The sequence below is a fragment of the Pseudomonas sp. HTZ2 genome (genome assembly GCF_033173945.1).
In the GTDB taxonomy this organism is placed as follows: domain Bacteria; phylum Pseudomonadota; class Gammaproteobacteria; order Pseudomonadales; family Pseudomonadaceae; genus Aquipseudomonas; species Aquipseudomonas guariconensis.
Map to the genome: position 1 here is coordinate 1,047,038 of NZ_CP137332.1, position 9,914 is coordinate 1,056,951.

10 protein-coding genes and 1 tRNA gene are annotated in these 9,914 nt (G+C 62.4%); 8 read left to right on the forward strand and 3 right to left on the reverse strand.

Annotated features, from left to right (window positions below):
- Positions 1-5: 5 nt before the first annotated feature.
- Positions 6-1,442 carry a M48 family metalloprotease gene (locus R6G97_RS04980; RefSeq protein ID WP_317847863.1) on the reverse strand — a complete coding sequence of 479 codons (1,437 nt, stop codon included), beginning with the start codon at positions 1,440-1,442 and terminating at the stop codon, positions 6-8.
- Positions 1,443-1,559: 117 nt separating this feature from the next.
- Here R6G97_RS04980 and R6G97_RS04985 point away from each other — a divergent pair, with 117 nt between their 5' ends.
- On the forward strand, positions 1,560-1,799 hold the full coding sequence (locus R6G97_RS04985; RefSeq protein ID WP_043213126.1) for a sulfurtransferase TusA family protein: 240 nt from the start codon (positions 1,560-1,562) through the stop codon (positions 1,797-1,799).
- Between the two features lie 21 nt (positions 1,800-1,820).
- Complete coding sequence (locus R6G97_RS04990; protein WP_043213127.1) at positions 1,821-2,891, forward strand: AI-2E family transporter; 1,071 nt, start codon at positions 1,821-1,823, stop codon at positions 2,889-2,891.
- Positions 2,892-2,938: 47 nt separating this feature from the next.
- On the opposite strand, the gene R6G97_RS04995 is transcribed toward R6G97_RS04990, so the two are convergent.
- Both R6G97_RS04995 and R6G97_RS05000 read right to left on the reverse strand, forming a co-directional pair.
- Positions 2,939-3,412, reverse strand: coding sequence for a peroxiredoxin (locus R6G97_RS04995; RefSeq protein ID WP_043213128.1), 474 nt, complete (start codon positions 3,410-3,412; stop codon positions 2,939-2,941).
- A gap of 11 nt (positions 3,413-3,423) precedes the next feature.
- Positions 3,424-3,984: a glycine cleavage system protein R gene (locus tag R6G97_RS05000; protein WP_043213129.1), complete on the reverse strand. Its 561-nt coding sequence runs from the start codon at positions 3,982-3,984 to the stop codon at positions 3,424-3,426.
- A 259-nt stretch (positions 3,985-4,243) separates the two neighbouring features.
- Here R6G97_RS05000 and dapA point away from each other — a divergent pair, with 259 nt between their 5' ends.
- The 6 genes from dapA to R6G97_RS05030 all read left to right on the forward strand — a co-directional run bounded on the left by dapA (position 4,244) and on the right by R6G97_RS05030 (position 9,897).
- Positions 4,244-5,131 carry a 4-hydroxy-tetrahydrodipicolinate synthase gene (gene dapA / locus R6G97_RS05005; RefSeq protein WP_043213132.1) on the forward strand — a complete coding sequence of 296 codons (888 nt, stop codon included), beginning with the start codon at positions 4,244-4,246 and terminating at the stop codon, positions 5,129-5,131.
- Between the two features lie 17 nt (positions 5,132-5,148).
- Positions 5,149-6,264, forward strand: coding sequence for an outer membrane protein assembly factor BamC (gene bamC, locus R6G97_RS05010; RefSeq protein WP_317847864.1), 1,116 nt, complete (start codon positions 5,149-5,151; stop codon positions 6,262-6,264).
- Positions 6,265-7,023, forward strand: coding sequence for an MBL fold metallo-hydrolase (locus tag R6G97_RS05015; RefSeq protein WP_043213137.1), 759 nt, complete (start codon positions 6,265-6,267; stop codon positions 7,021-7,023). It abuts the gene before it with no gap.
- Positions 7,024-7,052: 29 nt separating this feature from the next.
- Positions 7,053-7,763, forward strand: a complete 711-nt coding sequence (gene purC / locus R6G97_RS05020; protein ID WP_043213139.1) for a phosphoribosylaminoimidazolesuccinocarboxamide synthase — start codon at positions 7,053-7,055, stop codon at positions 7,761-7,763.
- Positions 7,764-7,855: 92 nt separating this feature from the next.
- Positions 7,856-7,945 (forward strand) — tRNA-Ser (locus R6G97_RS05025).
- Positions 7,946-8,193: 248 nt separating this feature from the next.
- Complete coding sequence (locus R6G97_RS05030) at positions 8,194-9,897, forward strand: ShlB/FhaC/HecB family hemolysin secretion/activation protein (RefSeq protein WP_317847865.1); 1,704 nt, start codon at positions 8,194-8,196, stop codon at positions 9,895-9,897.
- Positions 9,898-9,914: the final 17 nt, after the last annotated feature.

The following is a 9,914-nucleotide window of genomic DNA, read 5'->3' on the forward strand; positions in this document are numbered from 1 at the left end:
TGGCCTTAGCGGCCCATCATCTCCTTGACCATCCGTTGCTGTTCCATGATTTCCCGCTGGCGCTGATCGATTTGCGAGGCCAGTGGGAAATTGCTGCCTGCGCGGCGCTTGGCGTAGTCCAGTTGCTGGATGGCTTGGTCGAAGTCGCCGACCAAGGTGAAGTACTCGGCACGTGCCCGGTGCAGGCCAATGGTGTTGCCTGATAACCCGCGCACCTCGGCAACGTCGTACCACACGTCCGGATCGTCCGGTCGGCGTTTGATCAGATCATCCAATACCTTTTCCGCCTCGGCGGGGCGATTCTGCTTGATCAGAAGGTCGGCCCGTATCTGTTGCAGCGGGTAGCTGCTCGGGTACAGCGCGCGCAGGCGCTCGGCCCGCTGTTGGGCGTCGGCCAGGCGGTTGTTGGTGATGTCCAGGTCGATCTGCGCCAAGTTGTAGGTGATGTCGTTGGGCGCCTTGGCCAGCAGCGGCTGCAGGTTGGCCCGCGCTTCGTTGAGCTGGCCGCCCTTGATCTGGGCGATGGCCAGGCCATAGCGCGCGGCATCCAGGGTGGGGTCTTCGTCTAGCTGGGCACGGAAGCGCTTGGCCGCCAGGCCTGGTGTGCCTTCGTAGATCAGCGCGACGCGGGCGCGGATCAGCTGGTAGCGCGCGCTGTCCTCGACCCCGCCTTTGGGCGCTTGTTCAGCGCGGTTGCGGGTGTCGGCGATACGCGATTCGGTGACCGGGTGGGTGAGCAGGAATTCCGGGGGCTTGGCGTCATAGCGATACTGGCGGGCCAGGCGCTCGAACATGCTGGGCATGTTGCGGGGGTCGTAACCGGCTTTTTCCAGGTTGAGGATACCGATGCGGTCGGCTTCCTGTTCGTTCTGTCGGGAGAAGCGGCGCTGTTCCTGGATCGCTGCGGCCTGGGTGCCGGCGATCACGCCGATGCCGGCGTCGCCACCACCACCGGCCGCCAGCACGATACCGGCCAGCAGCGCGGCCATCATGGGCAGTTGCATGCGCTGCTGAGCCTCGACGCCCCGGGCGAAGTGGCGCTGGGACAAGTGCGCCAGTTCGTGGGCCAGGACCGAGGCGTACTCGCCTTCGGTCTGGGCGTTGAGGAACAGGCCGCCGTTGACCCCGACGATCCCGCCGGGGGCGGCGAAAGCGTTGAGCTCACGGCTGTCGATGAGGATGAACTCCAGGCGGCGGTCCTGCAGTTGGCTGGTTTCGGCCAGCTTGTAGACGCTGGTCTCGACGTAGTCCTTGAGCTGCGGATCCTTCAGCTGGTTGACCTGGCCGCGCAGCAGGCTAAGCCAGGCCCGGCCCAGTTGGTGCTCCTGCTGCGGCGAGACGATCGCGGAACTGGCGTCGCCCAGTGACGGCAGGTCGTCGGCATGACCGGGAAGGGCCATCAGGCAGGCCAGCGTCAACAGGGTGGGGCGCAGTAGATTCATGCATGAAGCTCGCATCGATCAAAGAGCCTTACTGTAGCTGGCTCACACGTTGGCGACCAGTGGCGTTATCCTAGCGAACTTGTCTGCAATGCTGATGCCCCGCCAGGAGATGCCCGGATGATCGACACACCCACCTGCGATGCCGAACTCGATGCCAGTGGGCTCAATTGCCCTTTGCCTCTGCTCAAGGCAAAGATGGAGCTCAATCGGCTGGCCAGCGGCGCGGTACTGAAGGTGATCGCCACCGACGCCGGCTCCCAGCGCGACTTCCGCACTTTTGCCCAGCTCGCCGGTCATACGCTGCTTCGTGAAACCGCCGAGGCCGGTGTCTACACCTACTGGCTGCGCAAGGCCTGAGTCTTATCCCAAGGATCATTAATGTTCAAAGTGCTTCGAGACTGGATGCAGCGCTACTTCTCCGATGAGGAGGCGGTGGTGTTGGCAGTGCTGCTGTTCCTGGCTTTCACTGCAGTGCTGACCCTGGGCGGCATGCTCGCACCGGTGCTGGCCGGGATGGTCCTGGCGTTTCTCATGCAGGGCCTGGTCAATGCCTTGGAGCGTTTGCACGTTCCCACCCGGCTGGCGGTGTGGCTGGTGTTCGCGTTGTTCATGGGGGCACTGGCGGTATTCCTGCTGGTGCTGGTTCCGTTGCTCTGGCACCAGTTGATCACGCTGTTCAACGAGCTGCCGGGCATGCTGGGTAAGTGGCAGTCGCTGCTGCTGTTGCTGCCAGAGCGTTATCCGCACCTGGTCTCCGATGAACAAGTGCTGCGCGCCATCGAGTCGGTGCGTGGTGAGATCGGCAAGTTCGGCCAGTGGGCGCTGACGTTCTCCCTGTCCAGCCTGCCGCTGTTGGTCAATGCGATGATCTACCTGGTGCTGGTGCCGATCCTGGTGTTCTTCTTCCTCAAGGATCGTGAGCTGATCGCCCGTTGGGTTGGTGGCTACCTGCCACGTCAGCGTACGCTGCTCAATCGTGTAGGCGATGAAATGAACCGGCAGATCGCCAATTATATCCGCGGCAAAGGTATTGAGATCCTGATCTGCGGCATTGCCACGTATATCGCCTTCATTAGCCTGGGGCTCAACTATGCGGCGCTGCTGGCCTTGCTGGTGGGGTTGTCGGTGGTGGTGCCCTATGTGGGAGCGGTGGTGGTGACCGTGCCGGTGACCTTGATCGCGCTGTTCCAATGGGGCTGGGGCGACCAGTTCATCTATCTGATGGCGGTGTACGCGATCATCCAGGCGCTCGATGGCAACGTGCTGGTGCCGCTGCTGTTCTCCGAGGCAGTCAGCCTGCACCCGGTGGCGATCATCTGCGCGGTACTGTTGTTTGGCGGGCTGTGGGGGTTCTGGGGGATCTTCTTCGCGATTCCGCTGGCAACACTGTTCAAGGCCGTGCTCGATGCCTGGCCAAGGCACGAGCCTTCAGTGGCGCCCATATTGTAACCGCTCACCTCTTCGCGGGTTCAGCCGCGAAGAGGTGAGCGCTCATATCAGGGCTTGTTCAGCGCCTGGGCGGCTGCCAGCACCGCATCCACATGTCCGGGCACCTTCACTGCGCGCCATTCCTGGCGTAGCACGCCGTTCTTGTCGATCAGGAAGGTGCTGCGGTCCACGCCCATGTATTCCTTGCCGTACAGCTTCTTGAGCTTGATCACGTCGAACAGCTGGCACAGGGCCTCGTCCTTGTCGCTGATCAGCTCGAACGGAAAGCCCTGCTTGGCCTTGAAGTTCTCGTGGGACTTGATGCCATCGCGGGAGACGCCGAACACCACTGTGTTGGCGGCGCGGAAGGCTTCGTGCTGGTCGCGGAAACCCTGGCCTTCGGTGGTGCAGCCCGGGGTGCTGTCCTTGGGGTAGAAATACAGCACCACTTGCTGGCCCTTGAGGTCGGCCAGGCTAACGGACTGGCCGCTGGTGGCCTGGGCCTGGAAGTCGGCGACGGGTTGGTCGAGTGCTACGGCCATGGTGGGCTTCCTTACATGGGATTCTGTGGGCGCCAGGGTTCGATCAGCGCATCCAGGTTCAGGGCGTCGGCGAAGTCCAGGAACTGGTCGCGCAACCAGCTGATCTGGGTACCGGCCGGCAGGATCACGGTGAATTGGGCATTGAGCATGCTGCTGCCGGTCTGCGGGGCCAGGTAGGTGTCGCAGGTCATGCTCTCGAGCTCGACGCGGTGATCGAGGAAGAACTGGCACAGCTCGCTGACGATATCCGGGCGATAGGCGGCGCTGACATAGGCCACGTAGGGCAGGGCTTGGGGGCGTACTTCCTGATCGGCGCTGCGCACTACGTCGAGGGTCAGGCCGTGCTTCTTGCCCAAGCCTGGCAGTACCGCCTCCAGGCGCGCCAGGGCATCCCAGCTGCCACCGACCTGCAAGACCAGGGCACTGGTCTCGCCATGGCGGGTCAGGCGCGAAGTGATCACCGCGCAGCGATTGTCGAAGGCGGCGCGGCTGAGAACGTTGGCCAGCTCCATGGGGTTGGGACCCAAGGCACTGATGACAAGGAATTGTTCGCGGACAGTGGGGGTGGACATGCAGCATTCCTAAAGCGATGAGCGGTCGGCACAGGACAGGCATAAGCCTCCTGTCGGCAGGGCCCCGGGCTCGCATTCGAGGTCGTGGACGCTGGCGCGGAGCATTGTCGACGGCCCGGCGGGCCACGCTGTGCCGATCAAAGGGAGAAGGGTAGCGAAAAGCAGCGCGAAGGGGAATGCTCCACCCGCCTGCTTCGCTTGTGCAAGGCCGATGGCGCCAGTACCATTACCGCTCTCTTTTTCCGGCAGGAGCAGTTACATGATTGCGGGCAGTATGGTGGCATTGGTCACTCCCATGGATGCACAAGGGCGTCTTGATTGGGACAGCCTCGACAAACTTGTAGACTTCCACCTGGAAAAAGGCACTCACGCGATCGTCGCTGTCGGCACCACCGGTGAGTCCGCCACGCTGGATGTCGAGGAGCACATCCTGGTCATCAAGCATGTGGTCGAACGCGTCAAGCGCAGCAACCACCGTATCCCAGTCATTGCCGGTACCGGCGCCAACTCCACTGCCGAAGCCGTCCACCTGACCCAGAACGCGAAGAACGCAGGCGCCGACGCCTGCCTGCTCGTCGTGCCGTACTACAACAAGCCGACCCAGGAAGGCCTGTACCAGCACTTCAAGCACATCGCCGAAGCCGTCGACATCCCGCAGATCCTCTACAACGTACCCGGCCGCACCTCCTGCGACATGCAGGCCGAGACCGTCATCCGCCTGTCGAAGGTCAAGAACATCATCGGCATCAAGGAAGCCACCGGCGACCTGGTGCGCGCCAAGGCCATCCTCGACGGCGTCGACAAGGACTTCATCGTCCTGTCCGGCGACGATCCGACCGCCGTCGAGCTGATCCTGATGGGCGGCAAGGGCAACATCTCCGTCACTGCCAACGTCGCCCCGCGCGAAATGGCCGATCTGTGCGAGGCCGCCCTTGAGGGCAATGCCGAGAAGGCCCGCGCAATCAACGAAAAACTCATGCCGCTGCACAAGGACCTGTTCTGCGAAGCCAACCCGATTCCGGTGAAGTGGGCGCTGGTGGAAATGGGCCTGATGCAAAAAGGCATCCGCCTGCCGCTCACCTGGCTGAGCGAAGGCTGCCACGAAAAAGTCCGTGCGGCCCTGCGCCAGTCCGGCGTACTGGTTTAATCGAGGAAGTACCCCGCATGAAGCGACTGGCTGGTCTCTCCACCCTTGCCCTGATCATTTCCAGCACCAGCGGTTGCGGCTGGCTGTGGGGCGAGGACGGCTATTTCCGCGACCGCGGCAGCGATTACCTGCAGGCGCACCCGACTGCGCCGATGCAGTTGCCGCCGGACGCCAGCAACCCCAAGCGCCTGGATCCGCTGTTGCCGATCCCGCGTAACGTCGCCGACGATCGTGCCACCGGCGAGTTCGAGGTGCCCCGTCCACAGCCGTTGACCGCCACGGCCGAGGCAAGCGATTTCACCCTGCAGCGCAGCGGCAGCAGCCGTTGGGTGCTGGCCCAGCGCTCCCCGGCGGAAGTCTGGCCGGTGGCGCGCCAGTTCTTCGAGGACAACGGCTTCCGCATCGCCGAGGAGCGTCCGCAGACCGGTGAATTCAACACCGCCTGGCAGCGTTTCGACGAGCTCTCCGCGTCCCTGGGGCAACGTCTTGCCAGCTCCTCCAGCAGCCCGGACAGCGAAGTACGTGTCCGTGTGCGCATGGAGCCAGGCGTGCAGCGCAACACCTCCGAAGTGTATGTCGTTAGCGTCGAGCGTCCGGCCGGCAGCACCGCCGAACCTGATTTCCCCTCCAGCTCCACCAATACCGGCGCTGACGCCCTGTTGGTCGACGAAATGCTGGCCAGCATGAACCGCAGCGCCGAGAAGGGCGGTTCGGTCTCGCTGCTCGCCGCCCGCGACTTCGACGCGCCAAGCCGCGTCAGCCTGGCCGAAGATGGCAGCGGCAACCCAGTACTTTATCTGGGCGCCGATCTGGATCGCGCCTGGTCCAGCGTGGGCCGCGCCCTGGAGCAGGGCGAATGGCGTGTCGAGGACATCAACCGCAGTCTGGGCCTTTACTACATCAACCTGTCCGAGAAACCCGACGACAAACAGGACCAGCCTGGCTTCTTCGGTCGCTTGTTCGGCAGCGAGCCGAGCAAGGAAGAGCGTGAGGCTCGCGCCGAGCGTTATCAGGTCCGTCTGAGCAAGGTTGGCGAAAGCGTGCAGGTCACTGTCGAGAAGAACATCAACACCGTGGCGCCGGCCGATGTGGCCCGCCGCGTGCTGAGCATGATTCAGGACCACCTGGGCTAAGTGCGTTTCGCGGTACTTGGAAGCGGTAGCCAGGGAAACGGCACGCTGATCGCCAGTGGTGACACGTTCATCCTGGTCGACTGCGGCTTTTCCCTGCGGGAGACCGAGCGACGCCTGGCGTTGCTCGGGGTGTCCGCGGCACAACTGAGCGCCGTGCTGGTGACCCACGAACATGCCGACCATGTGCATGGGGTGGGGTTGCTGGCTCGGCGCTACAATGTACCGGTCTATCTCAGCGAGGGGACCCTGCGTGGCATGCGCAAGCCGGTGCCTGCCAGTGGTCTGCTCCGGTGTGGCGACAGCCTGCGTATCGGCGCTTTGGAAGTGAGCGCGGCGCGGGTCGAACATGACGCGCTCGAGCCGTTGCAGTATGTGGTCAGTGATGGGCGTCGACGTTTCGGCATGCTCACGGACCTTGGTTCCTACGACATGCATCTGTTGGAGCGCTACCAAGGCCTGGACGCCCTGCTGATCGAAGCCAACCACTGTCGTGACATGTTGGCGCGCGGGCACTACCCGCACTTCCTGAAGCTCAGGGTCGGCGGCAGCCAGGGACATTTGAACAACCACCAGGCCGCGAGCCTGGTGGCCGAGCTGGGCTGGAAACATCTGCAGCACCTGGTGCTGGCCCACCTCAGCAGCAAGAATAACCGGCCACAACTGGCCCGCCAGTGCTTCGTCGACACCTTGGGGTGCGACCCGGACTGGCTCCAGGTGGCGAATCAGGAACATGGGCTCGACTGGCGCGAAATCGCCTAGCCCACCCACTCAAGCAAGCGGAGCCCATCATGGAAAAACGCGAAGAACTCTACCGCGGCAAGGCCAAATCGGTTTACAAGACCGACGACGCCGACCGCTTGATCCTGCTGTTCCGTAACGACACTTCGGCGTTCGACGGCAAGCGTATCGAACAGCTCGATCGCAAAGGCATGGTGAACAACAAGTTCAACGCCTTCATCATGCAAAAGCTGGAAGAAGCCGGCATTCCGACCCAGTTCGACAAGCTGCTCGGCGACAACGAGTGCCTGGTCAAGAAGCTGGACATGATCCCGGTCGAATGCGTGGTGCGTAACTATGCCGCCGGCAGCCTGGTCAAGCGCCTGGGCGTGGAGGAAGGCATCAAGCTGGAGCCGTCGACTTTCGAACTGTTCCTGAAGAACGACGAGAAGGGCGACCCCTTCATCAACGAATCCCACGTCGTCGCCTTCGGCTGGGGCACCGCCGAGCAACTGGCGACCATGAAGCAGCTGTCGCTGAAGGTCAACGAAGTGCTGAGCAAGCTGTTCGATGACGCCGGCCTGCTGCTGGTGGACTTCAAGCTGGAGTTCGGTGTCTTCCACGGCCAGATCGTCTTGGGCGACGAGTTCAGCCCGGACGGCTGCCGCCTGTGGGACAAGGAAACCCGCAAGAAAATGGATAAGGACCGCTTCCGTCAAGGCCTCGGTGATGTCATCGAAGCCTATGAGGAAGTAGCCAAGCGTCTGGGCGTGCCGCTCTAAGCGACACGTTCACGCAAGCGCCTGATACCACGCGGATTTTTTTCAAAGAAGGGTTTGCCTTTCGCGAAATCGCTGGTATGATGCGCGCCACTGGAGAGATGCCGGAGTGGTCGAACGGGACGGATTCGAAATCCGTTGTACCTTCGCGGGTACCTAGGGTTCAAATCCCTATCTCTCCGCCATACATGAAAAGCCCCTGAAACGAAAGTTTCAGGGGCTTTTTGCATTCTCGGTCGAATGCTTGGCATTGCTCTGCTTCGTAGCTGGGAGGATGCAGCGCCGTATTTATCCGCACCAGCTCTTGGTGCGTTGTAGTCGCTTATCCGAATTTCAGAACCGTCTTACCGCCAAAAGGGCGGTGTTAAATTGACGCTAATGTGACACCTAAATAACATCGCTCCCCGATTTTCTATGACTCAGGGAAGCGTCAATGAAGTGCGGTCAGCTTACCGCGCAAGGGTTTGTCTTGTGCGTCGTGTTTGGCAGTGTCGTCAGCTCCGTGTGGGCTTCGCCGGGCGACCAGGATTTGATCCGTGAACGGCAGAACCGCCTGCTCGAAGAGCAACAGCGCCGACTCGAGGAGCTGCGTTCTTTGCCGGGTAAGGCTGCCCAGCCCGCACCCTCCCAGCGTCCGGAACACGTGCGCTGCTTCGACATCAGCACCATCGAACTCAAAGGCGCCGACAGCCTGTCGGCCAGTGACCGTCAGGCACTGCTCAAGCCTTTCATCGGCCAATGCCTGGGCGTATCCCAGCTCAACGCTTTGCTCAAGGCCATCACCGACCAGTACTTGGCGCGCGGCTTGGTCACCAGTCGTGCGTACTTGCCGCAACAGGATCTTTCGTCAGGCCATTTGCAGGTGGTGGTCGTGGAAGGGCGTCTGGAAAGTTTTCGCCCCGACGACAGCAGTGGTCTGTCCGAACGTGAGCTGGCCATGGCCTTTCCCGGTTCGGCGGGCCAGTTGCTCAATCTGCGAGAGATCGAGCAGATGGTCGACCAGCTCAATCGTTTGCCGTCGAACCAGGCGAAGATGGAGCTGACCCCAGGCGAAGCGGTCGGCGGTAGCCGGGTGCTGGTGCGCAATACTCCGCAAAAGCCTTGGCGTGCCTCGCTGTCGCGCAACAATGAAGGCCAACGCAGCACAGGCGAGCAGCAAGCCAATGTGGGTTTTGAATGGGACAGCCCGCTTGGCCTGGCCGACCAACTGGTGCTGCGTGGGGGCCATGATGTGGTCAGCGACCACACGCAAGGGTCGAACAACCGCGTGCTGTACTACAACCTGCCATGGGGCTGGTGGAACTTCAGCTACAGCTACAGCGAAAGCGAATACCGCTCGACAGCGCGGGCCAACGGCTTTGCCTTCAAGCAGACCGGTGACAACCAGAACCACCAACTGCGCGCCGAGCGCGTTGTGCACCGCGACGCAGTCAGCAAGACCGCTTTGAACGCTGGGCTCGCCCACCTGCGTACCAACAACTACATCGAAGATACCCGCCTGAACGCGAGCAGCAATCGCCTCAGCGAGGCGCAGTTCGGCATCAACCATGGCCGCCGCCTGGGTCGGGCTTTCGTCAACTTCGATCTCGGTATTCAGCAGGGCATCGGTGCTTTCGATGCCCAGGACAATGGTCATCCGCGGCCCGGCGAACCAGTGGCGCGTTATCGCAAATACAGCGCGACCCTCAGCTTCATCCAAGGCTTCGAGCTGCTAGGCGAGCGCCTGAGCTTCAGTAGCCTGGCCAACGGCCAGCGCAGCGAGGATGTGCTGTTCAGCTCGCAACGTATCAGTTTAGGGGGCTTGGCTTCGATTCGGGGGTTCAAGGACCAGTCGCTGTCCGGCGACAGCGGTGGTTACTGGCGCAACGATCTGCGCTGGAGTCGACCGGTCACCTGGCCCTCCTTGCGGCCGATCGTCGCCGAGTACGGCATGGGCCTGGGTTACGACTTGGGTGTGATCCGCAATGACCGCTACAACGGCGACTTCCATGGGCGTGCCAGCAGCCACTCGCTGGAGTTGTTCGCCCGGGGTGAGCACCTCGCGGCGAGCGTGACCTTCGCCCGCAGCCTGGAGCGTCCCGATGCGCTGCCCGACAAGGAACACCCGGTGTATTTGCGCCTGGACCTGTTCATCTGACACCTGATTCACGAGAG

What these genes read in the sequence shown, in the direction of transcription:
- R6G97_RS05030 (WP_317847865.1), top strand. Translation starts at nt 8,194, where the DNA reads ATGAAGTGCGGTCAGCTTACCGCGCAAGGGTTTGTCTTGTGCGTCGTG.
- R6G97_RS04985 (WP_043213126.1), top strand. Translation starts at nt 1,560, where the DNA reads ATGATCGACACACCCACCTGCGATGCCGAACTCGATGCCAGTGGGCTC.
- R6G97_RS05000 (WP_043213129.1), bottom strand. Translation starts at nt 3,984, where the DNA reads ATGTCCACCCCCACTGTCCGCGAACAATTCCTTGTCATCAGTGCCTTG.
- R6G97_RS04980 (WP_317847863.1), bottom strand. Translation starts at nt 1,442, where the DNA reads ATGAATCTACTGCGCCCCACCCTGTTGACGCTGGCCTGCCTGATGGCC.
- R6G97_RS04990 (WP_043213127.1), top strand. Translation starts at nt 1,821, where the DNA reads ATGTTCAAAGTGCTTCGAGACTGGATGCAGCGCTACTTCTCCGATGAG.
- dapA (WP_043213132.1), top strand. Translation starts at nt 4,244, where the DNA reads ATGATTGCGGGCAGTATGGTGGCATTGGTCACTCCCATGGATGCACAA.
- R6G97_RS04995 (WP_043213128.1), bottom strand. Translation starts at nt 3,412, where the DNA reads ATGGCCGTAGCACTCGACCAACCCGTCGCCGACTTCCAGGCCCAGGCC.
- purC (WP_043213139.1), top strand. Translation starts at nt 7,053, where the DNA reads ATGGAAAAACGCGAAGAACTCTACCGCGGCAAGGCCAAATCGGTTTAC.
- bamC (WP_317847864.1), top strand. Translation starts at nt 5,149, where the DNA reads ATGAAGCGACTGGCTGGTCTCTCCACCCTTGCCCTGATCATTTCCAGC.